This is a genomic window from Streptomyces huiliensis (genome assembly GCF_020037025.1).
Taxonomy (GTDB): Bacteria; Actinomycetota; Actinomycetes; order Streptomycetales; family Streptomycetaceae; genus Streptomyces; species Streptomyces huiliensis.
Map to the genome: position 1 here is coordinate 1 of NZ_JAIQLH010000021.1, position 20,930 is coordinate 20,930.

A 20,930-nucleotide genomic window follows, 5' to 3' on the forward strand; every position below is an offset into this window, starting at 1 on the left:
GCAGGGCCGTCCGGGCCCCCCGCGGGCCCGCGGTGGCGTGGACGTGGTCGGCGTGCATCCGGGTCCCCTCCGCTGCTGTTCCGGGCCGCCCGGCCCGCGGCGCGGGGACCGGGCGGCTACTGCTCCGTGGCGCGGCCGTCGGCCGGCGGGCCGGCCAGCTCCCGGACCGCCGCGGCGAAGGCCTCGCCCCGCTCGCCGTAGTGGGTGAACATGTCCATCGACGCGCAGGCCGGGGCCAGCAGGACCGTATCGCCGGGGGCGGCGAGCCGTGCCGCCTCGCGGACGGCCTCGGCCATCGCCCCAGTGTCGGTCCGGTCGAGGTCCACCACCGGGACATCCGGGGCGTGTCGTGCCAGCGCCTCCTTGATCAGGGCCCGGTCGGCCCCGAGCAGGACGGCGCCGCGCAGCCGCCCGGCGGCGCCGGTGACCAGGTCGTCGAAGGTCGCGCCCTTGGCGAGGCCGCCCGCGATCCAGACCACGGACTCGTAGGCGGCCAGGGATGCCTCGGCGGCGTGGGTGTTGGTGGCCTTGGAGTCGTCCACGTACGCCACCCCGGCCACGTCGGCGACGTGGGCGATGCGGTGGGCGTCCGGCCGGAAGGCGCGCAGGCCGTCGCGGACGGCCTTGGGCTCCACGCCGAAGGCGCGTGCCAGTGCGGCGGCGGCCAGGGCGTTGGCGATGTTGTGCGGCGCCGGCGGGTGGACGTCGGAGACCTCGGCGAGCTCCTGCGCGTTGCGCTGCCGGTCGTCGACGAACGCCCGGTCGACGAGGATGCCCTCGACCACGCCGAGTTCGGAGAGGCCGGGCGGGCCGAGGGTGAAGCCGATCGCGCGGCAGCCCTCCTCGACGTCGGCGTCGCGGACCAGCTGCTCGGTGCGCGGGTCGGCGGTGTTGTAGACGCAGGCGATCCGGTTGCCCTCGTAGACCCGGCCCTTGTCGGCGGCGTACGCCTGCATGGAGCCGTGCCAGTCGAGGTGGTCCGGGGCCAGGTTGAGGACGGCCGCGGAGTGGGCGCGCAGCGAGGGCGCCCAGTGCAGCTGGTAGCTGGAGAGCTCGACGGCGAGGACGTCGTAGGGCTCCTGGGAGAGCACCACGTCGACAATGGGGGTGCCGATGTTGCCGACGGCGGCGGTGCGCAGGCCGGCGGCCTCCAGGATGGAGGCGAGCATCCGGACGGTCGTCGTCTTGCCGTTGGTGCCGGTGACGGCGAGCCACGGGGGCGCGCCCTCGCCGCGGAGCCGCCAGGCGATCTCGACATCGCCGACGACGTCGACGCCGGCCTCGGCGGCGGCGGTGAACAGCGGGCTGTCCGGGCGCCAGCCGGGCGAGGTGACGACGAGGTCGGTGCCCTCGGGGAGGGTGTCGGCGTCGTTCAGCCGGACGGTGACGTCGGCGCCGAGGCCGGCCGCGCGCTCGCGCAGGGCCGGTCCGTCGCCGCCGTCGACGACGGTGACCCGGGCGCCGAGGCCGGCCAGGGCGCGGGCGGCGCTGACGCCGCTCACGCCGAGGCCGGCGACGGTGATGTGCTTGCCGTGGAATTCCGAGGTGGTCACTTGATGGCCAGCCATCCCGCGTAGAAGATTCCGAGGCCGACGGCCACGCACAGGCCCTGGATGATCCAGAACCGGACCACCACAAGGACCTCGCTCCACCCCTTGAGTTCGAAGTGGTGCTGGAGCGGCGCCATCCGGAAGACGCGCTTCCCGGTGAGGCGGAACGAGCCGACCTGGATCACCACGGACATGGTGATGAGGACGAACAGACCGCCGAGGACCGCGATGAGGAGCTCGGTGCGGGAGCAGATCGCCAGGCCGGCGAGCGCGCCGCCGAGGGCGAGCGAGCCGGTGTCACCCATGAAGATCTTGGCCGGCGAGGTGTTCCACCACAGGAAGCCGAAGCAGGAGCCCATCAGCGCGGAGGCCACGACGGCGAGGTCGAGCGGGTCCCTGACCTCGTAACAGGCGGCACCCGCGGTCAGCGGGTTGCCGCAGGACTGGCCGTGCTGCCAGGTGCCGATGAACACGTACGCGCCGAAGACCATCACCGAGGCGCCGGTGGCGAGGCCGTCGAGGCCGTCGGTGAGGTTCACGCCGTTCGACATCGCGAGGATCATGAACAGCGCCCAGACCACGAAGATCACCGGGCCCAGCGTCCAGCCGAAGTCCTGGGTGAACGACAGCCGGGTGGAGGCCGGGGTCTGGCCGCGGGTGTCCGCGAACTGCAGGGCCAGCACCGCGAAGGCGATGCCGACGATCAGCTGTCCGGCCATCTTGGCCTTGGCCCGCAGACCGAGGCTCCGCTGCTTGACGATCTTGATGTAGTCGTCGAGGAAGCCGACCAGGCCCATGCCGGCGGTCAGGAACAGCACCAGCAGGCCGGAGGTGGTCGGCTTGCTGCTGGTCGCCACCTTGGTGACGGCGTAGGCGACCAGGGTGGCCAGGATGAAGGCGATGCCACCCATGGTGGGTGTGCCCTTCTTCCCGGCGTGGCCGCGCGGGCCGTCGTCCCGGATGAACTGGCCGTAGCCCTTGCGGGCGAGGAACTTGATCAGCAGCGGGGTGCCGATCAGCGTCAGGAAGAGTCCGACGACTCCCGCGACAAGGATCTGGTTCATCGACCGGTGACCTCGCCCTCACCCGCGAGCAGCTGTTCCGCGACCCGTTCCAGCCCGACCGACCGGGACCCCTTCACCAGGACGACGTCTCCCGGGCGCAGCTCGCTGCGCAACAGGTCGACCGCCGCCCGCACGTCGGACACGTGCACCGACTCCTCACCCCACGAACCCTCGTTGTAGGCGCCCATGCACAGCCAGGCCGCTTCCCTGTCCCCGACTGCCACGAGCTTGCTGACGTTGAGCCGGACGGCCAGCCGCCCGACCGCGTCGTGCTCGGCGAGCGATTCCTCGCCGAGCTCCGCCATTTGGCCGAGCACCGCCCACGTGCGGCCCCCCCGCGCCCTGGCGGTCTCGCCCATGGCGGCCAGCGCGCGGAGCGCGGCCTTCATGGACTCGGGGTTCGCGTTGTAGGCGTCGTTGACGATCGTCACGCCGTCCGCGCGCTCGGTGACCTCCATCCGCCAGCGGGAGAGCTGGCCCGCCTCGGAGAGCGCGGTGGCGATCTCCTGCACGGGCATGCCCAGCTCGTGGGCGACGGCGGCGGCGGCGAGCGCGTTCGACACGTGGTGCTCACCGTACAGCCGCATGGTCACGTCGGCGCACCCGGTGGGGGTGTGCAGCGTGAAGGCGGGCTGCCCGGCCGGGGTGAGGCGGACGTCCGCCGCCCGGACGTCGGCGTCGGCGGCCTCGCCGAACAGCACCGTGCGGGCCTTGGTGCGGGCCGTCATGGCGCGGACCAGCGGGTCGTCGGCGTTGAGCACGGCGACGCCGCCCTCGGCCGCCGCCGGCAGCGCCTCGACCAGCTCGCCCTTGGCCAGCGCGATCCGCTCGCGCCCGCCGAACTCGCCGATGTGCGCGGTGCCGACGTTGAGCACGAGGCCGATGCGCGGCGGGGTGAGTTCGGCGAGGTAGCGGATGTGGCCGACGCCGCGGGCGCCCATCTCCAGGACGAGGTGGCGGGTGTCCTCGGTGGCGCGCAGGGCGGTCACCGGGAGGCCGATCTCGTTGTTGAGGTTGCCGGCCGGGCACACCGTCGGCCCCAGGCGGCCCAGGAGCTGCCCGATGAGGTCCTTGGTGCTGGTCTTCCCGGCGGAGCCGGTCAGTCCGACGACGGTGGCGCCCAGGCGCTCCACGACGGCGCGGGCCAGGGCCCCGAGGGCTGCGACGACGTCCGGGACGACGATGGCGGGTACGCCGACGGGACGGGTGGCCAGTACGGCGACCGCCCCGGCCTCGATGGCCCGTTCCGCGTAGTCGTGGCCGTCGACGTGCTCTCCGGCGAAGGCCGCGAACAGCCCGCCGGGGACGACCTCACGGGAGTCGTAGACGACCGGGCCGGTGGCCAGGGCGTCCGGGTCCGGTATGTCGTGCTGCCGCCCGCCGACGAGGGCGGTGATCTCGGCGAGGGACAGGGGAATCACCTGGAGTCACCTCCGGCCGTTCGGTGGGGCTGCCGGGGGGAGGGTTGTGCGCGCATGGCGGTCTGTCATCCCTGGTCGTTCCGGTGCTTGGTGACCGCTCGGGTGCCGGCGCCGCGCTCGATGGCCTCGCGCAGCACCCGGCGGTCGTCGAAGGGGCGTACCACTCCGGCGATGTCCTGGCCCTGTTCGTGGCCCTTGCCCAGGACGAGGACGGTGTCGCCGGGCTCGGCCCGGGCGACGGCGGCGGCGATGGCGGCGGCGCGGTCCTCCATCAGCAGGACGGCGCCGCGCTCGGCGGCGGGCACCTCGGCGGCGCCCGCGAGCATGGTGGCGAGGATCGCGAGGGGATCCTCGGAGCGGGGGTTGTCGGAGGTCAGGACGGCGGTGTCGGCCAGCCGGGCCAGCGCGGCGCCCATCGGGGCGCGCTTGGTGGTGTCCCGGTCGCCGCCGCAGCCGAGGACGGCGTGGATGCGGCCCGGGGTGACCTTGCGCAGGGCGCGGAGAACCGATTCGACGGCGTCCGTCTTGTGGGCGTAGTCGACGACGGCGAGGTAGCCCTGCCCGGCGTCGACGCGCTCCAGCCGGCCGGGGACGCCGGCGACGGCGGCGACGCCGTCCGCGGCGGTCCTCGGGTCGACGCCGGCGGCGACCAGCGCCACGACGGCGGCGAGCGCGTTGGCGACGTTGAACGGGCCGGCGAGCGGCGAACGGGCGGGGACGGAGACGCCGTCCGGGCCCTCGATGGTGAACGTGGAGTCGAACAGGCCGCTCTCGACGTCCACCGCGCGCCAGTCGGCGTCCGGGCTGCCGGCGGCGGAGAAGGTGATCACCGGGACCTCGGACTCGCCCTCGGCGAGCCGGCGGCCGTACGCGTCGTCGAGGTTGACGACGCCGACGCGGCTGCGCTCCTTGGTGAAGAGCTCGGCCTTGGCCCGGAAGTAGTCCTCCATGTCGGAGTGGAACTCCATGTGCTCCGGGCTGAGGTTGTTGAAGACGGCGACGTCGAAGACGCAGCCGTCGACCCGGCCGAGCACCAAGGCGTGGCTGGAGACCTCCATGGCGACCGAGTGGACGCCCTTCTCGCGCATCACGGCGAAGAGGGCCTGGAGGTCGGTGGCCTCGGGGGTGGTGCGCTCGGACTTGATCCGGTCGTCGCCGATCCGGGACTCCACCGTGCCGATCAGGCCGGTGAGGGCCTCGGTCCGGCCGCTCTCCGCAGCGCGGGAGCGCTCCCAGGCGCGCAGGCCGCCCTCGATGAGGTACGCGGTGGTGGTCTTGCCCGAGGTGCCCGTGATGCCGACGCGCAGCAGGTCGCGGCCGGGCTCGCCGTAGACGGTCGCCGCGAGGGCGCCCATCCGGCCGCGCGGGTCGTCGACGACCAGGACCGGGAGGCCGGTGGCGGCGGCGCGCTCGGCGCCCGCCGGGTCGGTCAGCACGGCGGCGGCGCCCAGCTCGGCCGCCTGCTCGCTGAAGGCGGCGCCGTGGAAGCGGGCGCCGGGCAGGGCCGCGTAGAGGTCGCCGGGGCGGACGGCACGGGAGTCGTGCGTGATGCCGGTGACCTCGTTTCCGGCGCCCTCGGGGGCGCGGACGCCCAGCTGACCGGCGAGCTCCGTGAGCGGCACGGGCCGGACCCGGGTGGGGCGGGGCGCTCCCGGAGCGGTGGGTTCCGGGGTGGTGGCTGGGGACTGATCAGCGTGGGGCACGGCGGTGAGCGTACCGGGCGCACCCGGCCCGTCGCGAAGCGAGGGGCGCGCCGGGCCGCGGTTCCCCGGTTCCGACGTGCCGTGCGTCACAGTCGGCACGCCCCGGTGGCGCGGCGCGGCGGCACGGTCAGTACTCCACGGGCAGCCGGGACGGCCCGCTGCCGGAGGGCGGCACCTGGAGCGTCTTGAGCGCGAAGGACATGACCCGCTGGAACACCGGTCCGCAGATCTGGCCGCCGAAGTAGCTGCCCTGGGTGGGGTTCTGGATGGCGCAGTAGACGGTGACCCGGGGCTGGTCGGCGGGGGCGAAGCCGGCGAAGGAGGCGGTGTAGCCGTGGTAGCGGCCGGTGCGCGGATCCACCCGGTTGGACGTGCCGGTCTTGCCGGCCACCCGGTAGCCGGGGATCTTCGCCTTGGTCCCGGTGCCGTCCCGGTCGTCGACGACCGACTCCAGCATCTCCGCCAGCTGTTTGGCGGTCTTCTCGCCGATCACCCGGGTGCGGGGCGGCGCGGGCGCCGGGATGAAGCGCCCGTCCGGGCCCTTCGTGCCGCGCACCAGCGTCGGCCGGACGCGCTCGCCGCCGCCGGCGATCGTCGTGTAGACGGAGGCGGCCTGGACGGCGTTGAGGGACAGGCCCTGGCCGAACGGGACGGTGTAGCGCTGGGAGGCGCTCCACTCGTGCGCCGGGGCGAGGATGCCGGGGGTCTCGCCCGGGAAGCCCAGCCCGGTGGGCGCGCCGAGGCCGAACTTGCGCAGGTAGGAGTAGAGGACGGCGCCGGACTCCTCCGGGGTCTTGCCGAGCTGCTCGCTGGCCAGGATGGTGCCGATGTTGCTGGACTTGGCGAGCACCCCGTTGAGGGTGAGGTGCCAGGTGGCGTGGTCGATGTCGTCGGCGAACGCCCGGTCGGCGCGCGGCAGCCGGTTGGGGACCTCCACCCGGGTGGCGGGGGTGGCGACGCCCTCCTCCAGGACGGCGGCCATGGTCATCACCTTGCTGACGCTGCCGGGCTCGTAGGCGTCCTGGAGCGCGGCGTTGCCCAGGGCGGCGCGGTCGGCGTGGGCGAGGTCGTTGGGGTTGTAGCCGGGGGCGTTGGCCATGGCCAGGATCTCGCCGTTGCGGGCGTCCTGGACGATGACGTACCCGCGGTCGGCGGCGGAGGCCCGGACCTGGGCGGCGATGGCGCTCTGGGCGGCCCACTGGATGTCCCGGTCGAGGGTCAGCTCGACGTCCGAGCCGGGGACCGCGGCCTGCTCCTTGAGGTCGCCCGTGGGTACCTGCCGGCCGCCCGACTGGGCGTAGACGCGCTTGCCGTCCTTGCCCGCGAGCTCCTTGTCGAGCTGGGCCTCCAGCCCGCCGCCGCCCTTGCCGTCGGCGTTGACGAAGCCCAGTATCGCGGCGGCGAGGTCGCCGTTGGGGTACACGCGCTTGCTGTGCGCCTCGCGGTTGACGCCGGTGAGCAGGTTCAGGGCACCGTGCTTCCCGCGGACGCGGGCCGCCTTCCCCTGCTTCAGCTCCCGGATGCGGTCCCAGACCTGGGGCGGCTGCTGCCGGGCCAGGACCACGTACTTGGAGGCCGGATTGGCGGTGAGCTTCTCCTCCACCTCGTCGACGGGCCCGCCCAGGACCGGGGCCAGCAGCTCGGCGGCCTTGTGGGCGGCGCCGCGGAGGCCGGTTCGCTCGGGGGTGAGCAGGTCGGGGGCGGCGGTGATGTCGTACGCGTCGACGGTGGTGGCCAGGTCGACGCCGTTGCGGTCGGTGATGGCACCGCGCTCGGCGGCCAGGGTGACGGGGATGTAGCGGTTGACGTTGGCGCGGGCGGCGTAGGCGTCGGCGTCGACGGCCTGCACCTGGAGCAGCCGCACGGTGAAGACCAGCAGCACCAGGGTGAGGCCGAGACCGATCAGCCGGAGCCGGGGCCTGGGGCTGCCCAGGCGGAGCGGCCGGGAGCCGACGCGGGGGCGCGCCGGGCGCGCCCCCGCGGGGCGGGCGGGCCCGGGAACCGGGCGGCGGGGCTGCCTGGGCGCCGTCACGACGTCACCTGCCTGGGAGTCCGGGGGCGGAAGGTGCTGAAGGTGCAGAAGGCTGAGATGGCGGAGAAGGTGCCCCGGAGGGGGCAGGGGGTGCGGGCGCCGGCGCGGGGGACGGCACGGGCGCGGGCGCCGGGGCCGGCGGCTGGTACGCGGCCGGGTCCGCCCCCTCGTCGGCGGGGGCCGCGCCGGCCTCGGGCGCGGGCGCGGGGACGCCGTTGACCGTCCCGTCGGGGTTGAGGAAGGCGGGGCTGCCGCCGGGGACCATGCCCAGCTCCCGGGCCCGCCGCTCCAGCGCGTCGGGCGCGGCGAGCTGGTCGACCTCCTGCTGGAGAGCCTGCTGCCGGTCGGTCAGCTCGGTGGTCTTCCGCTGGAGCCTGCTGAGCTCGAACGAGCCCTGGTTGAGGGAGGAGTTGAGCAGCAGCAGGCCGATCAGCCCGGAGCCGAGCAGCACCACGACCAGCAGCACGAAGGGGGTGCGCCGCGCGCCGCCGGTCCCGATCGGCAGCAGCCGGCCGAGCCGGCTCCCGCCGGCGGTGCCCCGGGTGCGCGCGGTCGCCGTCACGGCGCGTCCGTCACGTCCTCGCGGACGCGCTCCGCTCCGCGCAGCCGGGCGGGGGCGGCCCGCCGGTTCTCGGCGACCTCCTCCTCGGTGGGCAGTTCGGCGCCGCGCGTCAGCAGCTTCAGCCGCGGCTGGTAGCGCTCGGGGACGACCGGCAGGCCGGGGGGCGCGGTGGTGGCGGCGCCGGCCGCAAAGACCTGCTTGACGATGCGGTCCTCCAGCGACTGGTAGGACAGCACCGCGATCCGGCCGCCCACCGCGAGCGCCTTGACGGCGGCCGGGATGGCCCGTTCGACGCTGGCCAGTTCGCCGTTGACCTCGATGCGCAGCGCCTGGAAGGTCCGCTTGGCGGGGTTGCCGCCGGTGCGCTTGGCGGCCTGCGGCAGCGCGTCCCGGATCAGCTCGACCAGCCGGGCGCTGCGGGTGAAGGGCTCCTTCTCGCGCTCCCGGACGACCGCCTCGACGATCCGGCGGGCCTGCTTCTCCTCGCCGTACGCCCGCAGGATGCGGACGAGTTCGCCGGGCGGGTAGGTGTTGAGGACCTCGGCGGCGCTGATGCCCTTCGTCTGGTCCATGCGCATGTCGAGCGGCGCGTCCTGCGCGTAGGCGAAGCCGCGGTCGGCCTCGTCGAGCTGCATGGACGAGACGCCGAGGTCGAACAGGACGCCCTGGACGCGCGGGATGTCCAGCCGCTCCAGCACCTCAGGGAGCTCGTGGTAGACGGCCTGGACGAGGGTGGCGCGGTCGCCGAAGGGGGCGAGCCGTTCGCCGGCCAGGGCGAGGGCGGTGGGGTCGCGGTCGAGGGCGACGAGCCGGGCCTCGGGGAAGGCGGTGAGCAGCGCCTCGCTGTGTCCTCCGGCGCCCAGCGTGCAGTCGACGACGACGGCGCCGGGCTCCGTGAGGGCGGGGGCGAGCATGTCCAGGCAGCGCTGGAGCATGACGGGGACGTGACGCGCGTTGCTGCTCATGCGCCCTTCTGGGAGTGCGGTGCGGCGCGGGGCGCGCGCACCGCCGGGTCCCCGCCCGCTCGAAGGGGATGCGCCGCCCGGCCCGGCGCCGGCGGGCGGCTCGGGACGGCCGGGGAGCGGGAGGAGGCCGAGAGGTACGGGCACATCGCGCACGGGCGGGTTTCCGGATTTCCTGATACGGCTTGTTCGGCTGCGTTCCGGCGGTTCGAGGGAGCGGCTGGCCTCCCACTTCGCGCCACTTTAGTCCACTCGTCCCCCCGGTCAATCAACCGGCCAGCGCGCCGGAGGACGGGCCGCGGCGGCGGGCTCACCCGGACGGCCGCACACCCCTCCGAGCTGTGGCTTGCCTCACAGATGGCCGCCTTGACGGCGTTTGCCCGGCTCTTCGGGGGGCCGACGGGCCGGTAGCCGACTACCTTCGTGCACATGTCGATATCCGCGTCCCCGCCCCCCAGCACCTCCGGCGCCGACGGCGGCCACTCCACGGTCACGGACCGTCTCGTGGCGGCCAACGCGCGCTACGCCGCCGAGTTCACCGACCCGGGCATGGACGCCCGGCCGGTCCTCAAGGTCGCGGTCGTCGCCTGTATGGACGCCCGCCTCGACCTGCACGCCGCGCTCGGCCTGGAGCTCGGCGACTGCCACACCATCCGCAACGCCGGCGGTGTCGTCACCGACGACATCATCCGGTCCCTGACCATCAGCCAGCGCGCGCTGGGTACCCGTTCGGTGGTCCTCATCCACCACACGGGCTGCGGCCTGCTGAACCTGACGGAGGACTTCCGACACGAGATCGAGGAGGAGGTCGGACAGCGGCCGCCGTGGGCGGTGGAGGCGTTCCGCGACCTGGACCAGGACGTCCGGCAGTCCATGCAGCGGGTGCGCACCTCCCCGTTCCTGCTGCACAAGGACGACGTCCGCGGGTTCGTCTTCGACGTGACCACCGGACTGCTGCGGGAGATCGACCCGCGGCCCTGACCGCGGCACCGAAGGACCCGCCCGCGCTGCCGTCGTGCCGCGCGGGCGGCGAGAATGCGTAACGGACCGCCGTCCCGCCCGCCCGAGCGCGGCCGGGACGCCGGCGGGGTTGGGGAGGGGCCGTTCCCGGTTCGGGGACGGGATCCCGTGAAGCGTGGACGGGCCGAGGAGGGCCGGGGTGACGACCTTTGACGAACGAGCGGGCCTGAGCGATCTGACGAGTACGGCGGAGCGGGTGCGCGCCTCCGTCGAGGCCGTCATCGAGGGCAAGCCGGAGGTCGTCAGGACCGCCCTGACCGTGCTGCTGGCCGAGGGGCACCTGCTCATCGAGGACGTGCCGGGGGTGGGCAAGACCATGCTCGCCAAGGCGCTGGCCCGGTCGGTGGACTGCTCGGTGCGGCGCATCCAGTTCACGCCGGACCTGCTGCCGTCCGACATCACCGGCGTCAGCGTCTTCGACCAGGAGCGGCGGGAGTTCGAGTTCAGACCCGGGGCGATCTTCGCGCAGATCGTCATCGGCGACGAGATCAACCGCGCCTCGCCGAAGACCCAGTCGGCGCTGCTGGAGTCGATGGAGGAGCGCCAGGTCACGGCCGACGGCCGGACCCACGAACTGCCCAGCCCCTTCATGGTGGTGGCCACCCAGAACCCGGTCGAGATGGAGGGGACCTACCCGCTGCCGGAGGCGCAGCGCGACCGGTTCATGGCCCGGGTCTCGATGGGCTACCCCAGCCCGGAGGCCGAGCTGCGGATGCTGGACCTGCACGGGGGCGTCTCCCCGCTGGACGACCTCCAGCCCGCCGCGCACGCCCACGACATCGTCAAGCTGATCGAGGCCGTCCGCGCCGTGCACGTCGCCGAGTCGGTGCGGCGGTACGCGGTCGACCTGGTCAACGGCACCCGGCACCACCCCGAGCTGCGGCTCGGCGCGTCGCCGCGCGGCACCCTGCACCTGCTGCGGGCCGCGAAGGCCACGGCGGCGCTGGCGGGCCGCGACTACACGCTGCCCGACGACGTCCGGGCGCAGGCCGTCCCGGTGCTCGCGCACCGGCTGCTGCCCACCGCGCAGGCGCAGCTGAACCGGCGCACGCCGGAGCAGATCGTCCTGGACATCCTGCGGCTCACGCCCGTCCCCGTCCCGGAGCAGACCGCGCCGCGGCCGCCGGAGGCGCGGCGGCCGTGACCGACGACCCGTACCCCCCGGAAGAGCCGGCCGGCGACGGCGGCGGACTGCGGGCGGCGTTCGGGGGGCTGACCACCCGCGGCCGGTCCTTCCTGGCCGCCGGGGGCGCCGCCGTCGTCTGCTCCTACGTCCTGGGCCAGGAGGGCCTGCTGCGGGTGGGGCTGCTGCTGGCCGTCCTGCCGCTGGTGTGCGTCCTGGTGCTGCACCGCACCCGGCACCGGGTCGCCGGCGACCGGCTGCTGTCGCCCGCGCGGGTGACCGCCGGGCAGGAGGCGCAGGTGCGGCTGCGCGTCGCCAACGTCTCCCGGATCCCGACCGGCCCGCTGCTGGTCGAGGACGAGGTGCCGTGGGTGCTCGGGCCGCACCCGCGGTTCGCCCTGGACCGGATGGAGCCGGGCGGGCACCGCGAGGTGGCCCACCGGGTCCGCGCCGACCTGCGCGGCCGCTACCCGCTGGGGCCGCTGCGGCTGCGGCTGACCGACCCGTTCGGCATGTGCGAGGTCACCCGCGGCTTCGGCGCCCGCGCGATGCTCACGGCCGTCCCGTACTGCGAGCCGCTGCCCCCGCTGCGGGTGGCCGGCGACGCGGCGGGGCGCGGCGACGGGAGCCTGCGCACGCTCGCCCTCGCGGGCGACGACGACATCATTCCGCGCGCCTACCGGCACGGCGACGACGTGCGCCGGATCCACTGGCGGGCCACCGCGCGGACGGGCGAGCTGATGGTGCGCCGGGAGGAGCAGCAGCGGCGGGCGCACGCCACGGTGCTGCTGGACACCCGGGGCGTCGCCTACGCCGGGGCCGGTCCCGGCTCGCCGTTCGAACGGGCGGTGGCGGCGGCCGCGTCCGTCTCCGTGCACCTGCTGCAACTGGGCTTCGCCGTGCGGCTGCTGACCGACACCGGCGCCTGGATCCCCGGCCCGGAGGGCGTCGGCGGGCGGGCCGGCGGGGCGGGGCTCGACCCGGCGGACGCGGCCGGGACGCTGCTGGACGCGCTGGCGGTCGTCGACCACTCGGAGTGCGTGGACCTGTCCGCCGCCCGCGACGCGCTGCGCGGCGACGACGGCGGGCTGCTCGTGGCGTTCCTGGGCGGGCTGACCGAGCAGGAGGCCGCGCGGGCCGCCGGGCTGCGGCGGCGCGGCGTCACGGCGCTCGCGTTCCTCCTCGACCCGCCGGTCTGGCCGGGCGCCCCCTTGGGCCACCCGCACGCGTCGCCCCCGCTCCGTACGCTGCACGCCGCCGGCTGGACGGCCCTGGCCATGACCCCGCACGTCCCGTTCCCCGACCTGTGGCGCCTGGCGGGGACGCCGGTGGGGCGGGGAGAGGCAGTGACAGGGCCCGTGGGGCCGATGGGAACGATGGGGCCGATGGGGCACGGCGGGCCGGGGGGATGGGCGTGAACGGGACGAGGGACGGCATGAGCGGCGGCATACGGACCGCCGCGTGCGCCGCGGCGGCCACGGTCGGGGCCGCGTGCGCGATGGTGCCGCTGGTGGACGGAACCCGCTGGCTGGTGCAGGCCGCGATGCTGCTCGCCGTGCAGGCCGCGGCCGGGGTGGGGGCCCGGCGGGTCCTGTCCGCCCGGCCCCTGGCGATCGTCGCGCAGGCGCTCGCCGGGCTGCTGCTGCTCACCGTGGCCTTCGCCCGCGAGCAGGCGCTCGCCGGGCTGCTGCTGCTCACCGTGGCCTTCGCCCGCGAGCAGGCGCTCGCCGGGCTGCTGCTGCTCACCGTGGCCTTCGCCCGCGAGCAGGCGCTCGCCGGGCTGCTGCCGGGCCCGGCCGCCTTCCACGAGTTCTCCCGGCTGCTCCAGCAGGGCGGCGACGACATCGGGCGGTACGCGATACCGGCGCCCGCGTCCCCGGGCATACGGCTGATGCTGGTCGGCGGCGTGCTGGTGATCGGCCTGGTCGTGGACGTGCTGGCGGTCACCTACCGGAGCGCGGCGACCGCCGGGCTGCCGCTGCTGGCGCTGTACTCCGTGGGGGCCGGGCTGGCCCAGGGCGGCCGGGACTGGCTGTGGTTCCTGGCCGGCGCGGCCGGCTACCTGCTGCTGCTCCTCGCGGAGAGCCGGGAGCGGGCGGCCCGCCGGGGGTTCGGCGGCCAGGTCGGGGCCGCGGAGTCCGCGCCGGGGGGCCCGGTCGGCGGCGCGTTCGCGAACGCGTTCGCCCCCGGCCGCGCCGGCCGCCGGATCGGCGTGCTCGCCCTGGGGGTGGCCCTGGCCGTCCCCGCGGTGCTGCCCGCGATCGGCGGCGGCCTGCTCTCGCCGCACGGCCGGGCCTCGGGCCAGGACCGCGAGGGCGGCACGATCTCCGCGGTCAACCCGCTGGTCTCGCTGCGGGACAGCCTCAACCAGAAGGAGAACCGCGAGCTCCTGCGGTACCGCACCTCGTCGGAGACCCCGCAGGACCTCTACCTGCGGATCGTCGCCCTCGACCGGTTCGACGGCGCCACCTGGCGCACCTCGGAGCGGCGGGTCACCGACCTCCCGGACCGGCTGCCCGCCCCCCAGGGCCTCTCCCCCGACGTGCGCACGGTCCGGGTGAACACCTCGGTGGTGGCCGCCGACGGCTACGGGCAGGACTACCTGCCGCTGCCGTACCCGGCGGACTGGGTGCGGGTGAGCGGCCAGTGGCGGTACGAGCCGGAGGGCCGGACGCTGGTCGGCGACCACGGGCAGACCACCCGCGGGCTGCACTACCAGGTGTCGACGCTGGCCGCGCAGCCGACGGCCGAGCAGCTGGCCAACGCGCCCCGGCCGCCGGAGAAGCTGCACCGCGAGTACACCAAGGTGCCGCCGACGCTCCCGGCGGTGGTCGCGGAGCGCGCCCGTCAGGTGACCGCGGGTGCGCGCGGCGACTACGAGCGGGCGGTGCGGCTCCAGGAGTGGTTCGCGGTCGGCGGCGGGTTCACCTACGACACCGACGTGCGGACGGGCGGCGACGACGAGGCCGTCGCGCGGTTCCTGGAGGAGAAGCGGGGCTTCTGCGTCCACTTCTCCTTCGCGATGGCCGCGATGGCGCGGACGCTGGGCATACCGGCGCGGGTGGCGGTGGGCTTCACCGCGGGCGACCCGCAGGGGGACGGCTCCATGTCCGTGGGCTCCAAGGACGCCCACGCCTGGCCCGAGCTGTACTTCGAGGGCGCGGGGTGGACCCGCTTCGAGCCGACGCCCAGCCGGGGCAGCCGGCCGGTGTACACCGTCGAGCAGCCTTCCCGGGACGCTTCGAAGGCTCCCGTGCCCGCGCCGGACCATTCCGCCGCGCCCCGGCCGGCGCCGACGTCCGGCGGGGACTGCCCCGGCGGGCGGCCGGCGTCGCGGGGCGGGTGCCCCGACCGGTCGGGGGAGGGTGCTGCCGCCGCTCCTACCGACTCGCCGGGGTCGGACTCCGGCGTTCCGGTCGTCGTCCTGGCCGCCGCCGGGGCCCTGCTGGTGGCCCTGCTGGCCGCTCCCCCGCTGCTGCGTACCCGGATCCGGGCCCGGCGGCTCGGCGGGCCGGAGCCGCGCACTCCGGAGGAGGCGGCGGGGCGCACTCTGGCCGCCTGGCGGGAGCTGCTGGATACGGCCTGGGATTACGGGATCCCGCCTGACGCGGCGCGGACGCCGCGGGGGGCGGTGGAGCGGATCGTTCGGGACGGGTCTTTGGAGCCGGGGGCCGCTTCGGCGGCGGGGCGGGTCGCGGATGCGGTGGAGCTGGCGCTCTACGCTCCACGGCCTGCGGCCGCCGGTGTGCCTTCGGATGAGGTGGCCGTCGTGCGGGCCGGGCTCCGGGCGTCGGCCGGGCGGGGCGCTCGGCTGCGGGCGCTGCTCGCGCCGGCGTCGCTGGGGCGGTCCCTGCGGGGGCTTCGCCTGCGGCGGTAGGGGTGCCCCGGCCCCGCCCCTACGCCGATTCCTGGGGGCGACGCCCCCAGACCCCCTGAAACCGCGCTCCGCGCGGTTGCCCTCAACCGCCGGACGGGCTGATTATTCAGCCCGTCCGGGGGTGGGGGGGGGGGGCCCCCCCGCAAGAAACGGTGAAAGGGCGGGACTGGGGCTCAACGCCCTTGCTCGTCGCGGCGGCGCTGCCACCGCTGCTCGATGCGGTCCATCATCGAGCGCCGCTGCCGCGCCTGGCGGCGCGCCGCCAAGCCGCCGGCGCCCAGGGGCCCCGCGCCGGGCTGTGGGCCGCCGCCGGGACGCGGCGCCTTGCGCCACCCGGTCACCACGAGCACCGCACACCCCAGCATGACGAGGAACCCCACCACGCTGATCCAGATCCACTGGGCGACCATTCCGGCCATGAGGAGCGCGATGCCCACCAGGAAGCCCGCGATCGCCTGGTAGACCCGTCGCCGGGTGTACGTGCGCAGGCCGCTGCCTTCGAGCGCTGTGGCGAACTTGGGATCTTCGGCGTACAGCGCTCGCTCCATCTGCTCGAGCATGCGCTGCTCGTGCTCCGAGAGCGGCACGGAGTCCTCCTACTCGTCGGTCGCGGGGGGCGACCGGGGTGCGACCCTTTCAGGATAGGCAGGGAATCGCCCCCGTGAAACCCGCCCCTCTGCGCCAATTCGCCCCACCGGACCCGGTGTGGCGGTCGGTGTTGTGGTGATGACGTCGGGACGTTCATTCCCTGCCCGCCGACCCGTCATGCCGGACCGTGTCTACCGATCATACGGGGCGAACGGGCTGATCGGGCGGGCCCGTGCGGACCTGGTTCAGACCCGTTCGGCCAGGACGTGGAGCTGGGTGGCCACCGCGTGGAAGGCGGGGAGCGCCGCCGCCTCGGCCTCCAGCCGGGCCAGGGCGTCCCGGGCGCCGGGCTGGGCGTCCACGAGGACGCCGGGGACCAGGTCGGCGAAGACGCGGACGCCGTGCACGGAGGTGACGTCCAGGCCGGCACCGCCGACCAGGTCGGACAGCTGGTCGGCGGTGAAGCGGCGGGGCACGGGGTCGCCCGCGCCCCAGTGCCCGTCGGGGTCGGTGAGGGCCTGCCGGGCCTCGGTGAAGTGGCCGGCGAGGGCGCGGGCGAGGACCGCGCCGCCGAGGCCGGCGGCGAGCAGGCTGAGGACACCGGAGGGGCGCAGGGCGGCGGCGACGGCCCGCAGGCCCTCCGCCGGGTCGTCCACGTACTCCAGGACGCCGTGGCAGAGGACGGCGTCGTAGGCGCCGCGGCCGACCACGTCGAACAGGCCCTGGGTGTCCCCCTGCACGCCGCGGACCAGGTCCGCGACGCCGGCCTCGGCGGCCCGGCGCTCCAGCGCGAACAGCGCGTTGGGGCTGGGGTCGACGACGGTGACCCGGTGCCCGAGGCGGGCGACCTCGACGGCGAACTGGCCGCTGCCGCCGCCCGCGTCGAGGACCTCCAGGGCGGCACCGCCGCCGGCCTCGGCCCGCCGGTCGAGGGCGTCCCGCAGGACCTCCCAGACCACGGCGGTGCGCAGGGACGCGCGGGGACGCGATGGGGTCTCCCCACCCAGGGAAGGCTCGGACACGGCGGGTGGCTCCTCGGCGCGGGTGGCGGCACCGCCGGTGCGGCGGTGGCGGATGACGGTCGTCGGCGGTCCCACCCTAATGGGCCGGGCCCCGGCCGCCCGCACTCCGCACCCCCGCGGGCCGTGACGGACACGGTCAGCCCACCCTGCCGTGCCCGCGGGCGGGTTGCGCGGGGACGGCGGGGAGCCGGGTCTGGAGGACCAGCCCCCGTTCGACGAGCCGCAGGAACATCGCGGCCGCGCGCAGCAGCTCGTCGGCCTCCCGCTCGCCCGCCGCCGAGGCGATCCCGGCCTCGGCGCGCGCCCGGCGGGCGGCGCCGGCGGCGAACAGGGCGCTCCACTCCGCGAGTTCGGGCACGACCTCGGGGAGGATCTCCCAGGCGCTGCGTATCCGGTGCCGCCGGCGGGCCGTGGTCTCCGGCCGGCCCCGCGCGGCGAGCACGGCGGCGGCCGTGCGCAGCGCGGCGAGGTGGGCGGTGGCGAACCGCTCGTGCGGGGCGTCGAGGGCGGCGGCCTCCACCAGGGCCTGCCGGGCCTGGGCGAGCAGTTCGGCGGCGGCGGGCGGGGCGGTGGCGCGGGCCGGCGGGGGCACGTCCCAGACGCCGGGCGCGGCGGGGACGCCGGGCGCGGTCGGGGAAGTCGGGACAAGGCGGACGTCGCTCCTGCCACGGGCCATGACGAACCTCCTTCGTCGGGGCGGTCCGGACCGGACGTCCGGGCCACCGTCTGCCACCATCGTCCTGCACCCCACTGACAATCGCCCTGACCTGCACGAACGTTCACCGGTGCGGTGCTGTGAGGCCCGCACCCGGGGATACGGTGCGTACAGGGAGAATCACCGGTATGGACAGCAGCAGTACGCGCCGCGGCAGGACCCGGCGCCGTCTCTTCGAGGCGGCCGTCACCCTCATCGCCGAACAGGGCTTCTCCTCCACCACCGTCGACGAGATCGCCGAACGCGCCGGGGTGGCCAAGGGCACCGTCTACTACAACTTCGCGAGCAAGACGGTGCTCTTCGAGGAACTGCTGCGAGAAGGCATAGAGCTGCTGACCCTCTCCCTCCGGCAGGCCGCGGACGACACGGCGGCCCGCGGCGGCGACCGGGTGGACGCGCTCGACGCGATGGTGCGGGCGGGCCTGGACTTCATCGCCCGCTACCCGGCGCTGACGCAGCTGTACGTCGCGGAGCTGTGGCGCACCAACCGGGCCTGGCAGTCGACCCTGACGCAGGTGCGGCAGCGGGCGATCGCCGTGATCGAGGGTGTGCTCGCGCAGGCCGTCGCCGAGGGCGAGCTGAGTCCGGAGATCGACGTGCCGCTGACGGCGTCGGCGCTGTTCGGGATGGTGCTCGTGGCCGCGCTGGACTGGCAGTCGTTCCAGCCGGAGCGGTCGGTGGAGGAGGTCCACGCGGCGCTGTCACGGCTGTTGCAGGGGCGCGTCGGAGGGCACGCGCGCTGACCCGGAGTTCCGGTACGTCCGGCACGTCCGGCACGTCCGTACGCGGCGCCCGTTCCGCCGCCCCGTGCCGGCGGTGCGGGCGCCGCGTTCCCCCCGCGGCCCCACTCTTCCGCCCGGCGGGGCGACGCCTCATCCGTACCGCTACTCATCCCGTACTCATCCGGCGGGCTGAGTACCCGGGTCGGCGAGCGGAAGGGGAGCGCCGACGTCCGGCTTACGATCACCCCATGTCCGTACTTCCCATGGTGTTCACCAGCGGCTGGGCGAGCGGGATCAACGCCTACGCGGTGGTCCTGCTGCTCGGCCTGTTCGGCAGGGCCGGTGTCGGCGAGGACGTGCCCGAGGCGCTGCAGCGCCCCGAGGTGCTGATCGTCGCCGGTGTGCTGTTCCTCTGCGAGGCCGTCGCCGACAAGGTCCCGTACGTGGACACGGTGTGGGACGCGGTCCACACCCTCGTCCGGCCCGCCTGCGGGGCGATGGTCGGTGCGCTGCTGGCCGGGCAGACCGGCGGTTCGGTGTCGGAGGTGGCCTACGGGGCGCTGGGCGGGACGACGGCGCTGGTGATGCACCTGGTGAAGATGAGCACGCGGATGGCGGTCAACAGCTCGCCGGAGCCGCTGAGCAACATCCTGGTGAGCGTCGCCGAGGACCTGGGCGTGGCCGCCCTCGTGGTCTTCGCCCTGTTCCACCCGGTGGTCGCGGCAAGCATCGCGGGGACGCTGCTGGTCCTGGGGATCGGGACGGTGGTGATCCTGTGGCGCCGGGTGCGCGCGTTCCGGGAGCGGCGCAAGGAGCGGAAGGCGGCGCGGCGGGAGGGGCGTACGGCGGCCCCGGCGGCGTAGGACGAGGCGGGACCGGCGGCGTTGGACGAGGCGGGACCGGCGGCGTTGGACGAGGCGGGACCGGCGGCGTTTCCGGTTCCGGATAAGGTCGGCCGCATGGCACGAATTGCGGTGATCGGCGCCGGCATGGGCGCCATGGCGGCGGCGGCCCGGCTGGCCGTCGCCGGGCACACGGTGACGGTGTACGAGCGCGGGGAGACCCACGGCGGAGGCGTCGGGCGGTTTGCCCGCGACGGCTTCGTCTTCGACACGGGACCGCAGCTGCTGCACCTGCCGGCCGTCTACCGCGACCTCTTCGTCAAGACCGGCAAGGAGTCCCTGGAGCAGAGCCTCGGCCTCACCCAGGTGGACCCGGCCGGCGCCCACCTCTTCCCGGACGGGACGGCCTTCGCGCTGCCCAACGCCTCGCGCGCCGGCGTCGTCCGGGCACTGGACGAGGCGGTGGGCCCGGGCGCGGGCGAGCGCTGGAGCGACCTGGTCAACCGGGCCCGGGAGGCGTGGGACGCGACCCGCCGCCCGCTGCTGGAGGAGCCGCTGAGCGCGGACCCGGCGGAACGGGCGGCCCTGGCCCGCGACCCCTACCCGGCCCCGCGCCGGCGCGGCCTCTTCCGGCGGAGCGCGCCTGCCACCCTCGCGGCCGTCGCGGAGCGGGAGTTGCGCGACCCCCGGCTCACGGCCCTCCTGGAGAGCCACGCCCTCGCCCACGGCCTCGACCCGCGCACCGCGCCGGCGAGCGCCACCGTCCTGCCGTACCTGGAGCAGACCTTCGGCAGCTGGTACGTGGCCGGCGGCCTGCGTGGCCTCGCCGACGCGCTGCACCGGCGGTGCGTGGCCCGGCGCGTGGAGTTCCGGTTCGGGGCCGAGGTGACCGGTGTGGTCGAGGAGGACGGCCGCGCGGCGGGCGTCCGACTCGCGGACGGAACCGTGGAGGAGGCGGCGTTCGTCGTCTCCGGCGCTCCGGATCCCGCTTCGGCGGCGCCTCCGCGTCCCGGCCGGTTCACCGTCTTCCTCGCCCTGCGCGGCGGGCGGGCGGCGGGGGCCGTACACCGCACGGTCGTCCACGCTCCCTCGCGTGACCGCGAGTTGGCGGGCGTCTTCGACGCGGCCGGCACCGATTACGTGCCGACCGTCACGGTCTACCGCCCCGACGACCCGTCCGTCCGCCCCGACGACGACCACGAGGCCGTCACCCTCACGGCGACGGTCGCTCCTCACGGGCGCGTGGACTGGACGGACGGCGAGGTGGTGGCCGCGTTCGCCGACCGCATGCTTCTTGCCGCGGAGGCGGCCGTTCCTGGGCTGGCGGGGCGGGTTCTGTGGCGTGAGGTGCGGACTCCGGCCGACACGGAGCGGGTTACGGGAGCTCCTGGTGGGGGTGTGCCGGCGCCGGCGTTGAGTGGGGGCGAGGGGGCGTTCCTGTTCCCCTCGAACTCGGGAGAGATGCCCGGAACTTACGGGGTGGGCGGGTTTGCCCATCCTGGGGGCGGTTTGGCCCATGCGGGGATGTCGGGGGCGTTGGTGGCGGGGCTGATCGTGGAGGGTGCGGGGTTCCGGGGTTCGCAGTGAGGGTTGCCCCTGTCCCGCCCCTTCGCCGTTTCCTGGGGCTGACGCCCCAGCCCCCGAAACCGCGCTCCGCGCGGTTGTCCTCAAACGTCGGACGGGCTTGATAGTGCGCCCGGGCGCACGTCAGCCTGTCCGGCGTTTGA

17 protein-coding genes are annotated in these 20,930 nt (G+C 75.3%); 7 read left to right on the forward strand and 10 right to left on the reverse strand.

Features of this window, described 5'->3' with window-relative positions; all coding sequences use genetic code 11:
- Positions 1-116 precede the first annotated feature (116 nt).
- The 7 genes from murD to rsmH all read right to left on the reverse strand — a co-directional run bounded on the left by murD (position 117) and on the right by rsmH (position 9,297).
- The gene (murD, locus tag JNW98_RS04955; protein WP_223766828.1) at positions 117-1,553 is read right to left on the reverse strand and encodes a UDP-N-acetylmuramoyl-L-alanine--D-glutamate ligase; all 1,437 of its coding nucleotides are present in this window, start codon (positions 1,551-1,553) and stop codon (positions 117-119) included.
- Positions 1,550-2,614, reverse strand: a complete 1,065-nt coding sequence (gene mraY / locus JNW98_RS04960) for a phospho-N-acetylmuramoyl-pentapeptide-transferase (RefSeq protein ID WP_223766829.1) — start codon at positions 2,612-2,614, stop codon at positions 1,550-1,552. Before mraY ends, murD begins: the two co-directional genes overlap by 4 nt.
- Positions 2,611-4,035, reverse strand: coding sequence for a UDP-N-acetylmuramoyl-tripeptide--D-alanyl-D-alanine ligase (locus tag JNW98_RS04965; RefSeq protein ID WP_223766830.1), 1,425 nt, complete (start codon positions 4,033-4,035; stop codon positions 2,611-2,613). Before JNW98_RS04965 ends, mraY begins: the two co-directional genes overlap by 4 nt.
- 65 nt (positions 4,036-4,100) lie before the next feature.
- The gene (locus tag JNW98_RS04970) at positions 4,101-5,828 is read right to left on the reverse strand and encodes a UDP-N-acetylmuramoyl-L-alanyl-D-glutamate--2,6-diaminopimelate ligase (RefSeq protein ID WP_223766913.1); all 1,728 of its coding nucleotides are present in this window, start codon (positions 5,826-5,828) and stop codon (positions 4,101-4,103) included.
- Positions 5,829-5,865: 37 nt separating this feature from the next.
- Positions 5,866-7,770, reverse strand: a complete 1,905-nt coding sequence (locus JNW98_RS04975) for a peptidoglycan D,D-transpeptidase FtsI family protein (protein ID WP_223766831.1) — start codon at positions 7,768-7,770, stop codon at positions 5,866-5,868.
- A 4-nt stretch (positions 7,771-7,774) separates the two neighbouring features.
- Positions 7,775-8,332 (reverse strand): cell division protein FtsL, encoded by a 558-nt coding sequence (ftsL, locus tag JNW98_RS04980; protein WP_223766832.1) that lies wholly within the window; start codon positions 8,330-8,332, stop codon positions 7,775-7,777.
- Positions 8,329-9,297: a 16S rRNA (cytosine(1402)-N(4))-methyltransferase RsmH gene (gene rsmH / locus JNW98_RS04985; RefSeq protein WP_223766833.1), complete on the reverse strand. Its 969-nt coding sequence runs from the start codon at positions 9,295-9,297 to the stop codon at positions 8,329-8,331. The genes ftsL and rsmH overlap by 4 nt, the downstream gene beginning before the upstream one ends.
- A 426-nt stretch (positions 9,298-9,723) precedes the next feature.
- On the opposite strand from rsmH, the gene JNW98_RS04990 reads away from it, so the two are divergent.
- The 4 genes from JNW98_RS04990 (at position 9,724) to JNW98_RS05005 (ending at position 15,314) form a co-directional block, all read left to right on the forward strand.
- Positions 9,724-10,275, forward strand: a complete 552-nt coding sequence (locus JNW98_RS04990; protein ID WP_223766834.1) for a beta-class carbonic anhydrase — start codon at positions 9,724-9,726, stop codon at positions 10,273-10,275.
- Positions 10,276-10,453: 178 nt separating this feature from the next.
- Positions 10,454-11,458: an AAA family ATPase gene (locus JNW98_RS04995; protein ID WP_223766835.1), complete on the forward strand. Its 1,005-nt coding sequence runs from the start codon at positions 10,454-10,456 to the stop codon at positions 11,456-11,458.
- Positions 11,455-12,855 carry a DUF58 domain-containing protein gene (locus tag JNW98_RS05000; protein ID WP_223766836.1) on the forward strand — a complete coding sequence of 467 codons (1,401 nt, stop codon included), beginning with the start codon at positions 11,455-11,457 and terminating at the stop codon, positions 12,853-12,855. Before JNW98_RS04995 ends, JNW98_RS05000 begins: the two co-directional genes overlap by 4 nt.
- A gap of 17 nt (positions 12,856-12,872) precedes the next feature.
- Entirely contained in the window at positions 12,873-15,314 is a 2,442-nt protein-coding gene (locus tag JNW98_RS05005; protein WP_223766837.1) for a transglutaminase TgpA family protein, read from the forward strand.
- A gap of 173 nt (positions 15,315-15,487) precedes the next feature.
- Here JNW98_RS05005 and JNW98_RS05010 read toward each other — a convergent pair whose 3' ends face one another.
- From JNW98_RS05010 to JNW98_RS05020, 3 genes are all read right to left on the reverse strand, one after another.
- The gene (locus JNW98_RS05010) at positions 15,488-15,901 is read right to left on the reverse strand and encodes an SCO2097 family morphological protein (RefSeq protein ID WP_223766838.1); all 414 of its coding nucleotides are present in this window, start codon (positions 15,899-15,901) and stop codon (positions 15,488-15,490) included.
- 246 nt (positions 15,902-16,147) lie between these two features.
- Positions 16,148-16,924 (reverse strand): methyltransferase, encoded by a 777-nt coding sequence (locus JNW98_RS05015; protein WP_223766839.1) that lies wholly within the window; start codon positions 16,922-16,924, stop codon positions 16,148-16,150.
- A gap of 136 nt (positions 16,925-17,060) precedes the next feature.
- On the reverse strand, positions 17,061-17,600 hold the full coding sequence (locus JNW98_RS05020; protein WP_223766840.1) for an SAV_6107 family HEPN domain-containing protein: 540 nt from the start codon (positions 17,598-17,600) through the stop codon (positions 17,061-17,063).
- A 167-nt stretch (positions 17,601-17,767) separates the two neighbouring features.
- Between JNW98_RS05020 and JNW98_RS05025 the strand changes: the two genes are divergently transcribed.
- The 3 genes from JNW98_RS05025 (at position 17,768) to JNW98_RS05035 (ending at position 20,790) form a co-directional block, all read left to right on the forward strand.
- Positions 17,768-18,382, forward strand: coding sequence for a TetR/AcrR family transcriptional regulator (locus JNW98_RS05025; protein WP_223766841.1), 615 nt, complete (start codon positions 17,768-17,770; stop codon positions 18,380-18,382).
- Between the two features lie 227 nt (positions 18,383-18,609).
- On the forward strand, positions 18,610-19,224 hold the full coding sequence (locus JNW98_RS05030; protein ID WP_223766842.1) for a DUF4126 domain-containing protein: 615 nt from the start codon (positions 18,610-18,612) through the stop codon (positions 19,222-19,224).
- A 96-nt stretch (positions 19,225-19,320) separates the two neighbouring features.
- Positions 19,321-20,790, forward strand: coding sequence for a phytoene desaturase family protein (locus tag JNW98_RS05035; RefSeq protein ID WP_223766843.1), 1,470 nt, complete (start codon positions 19,321-19,323; stop codon positions 20,788-20,790).
- Positions 20,791-20,930 lie beyond the last annotated feature (140 nt).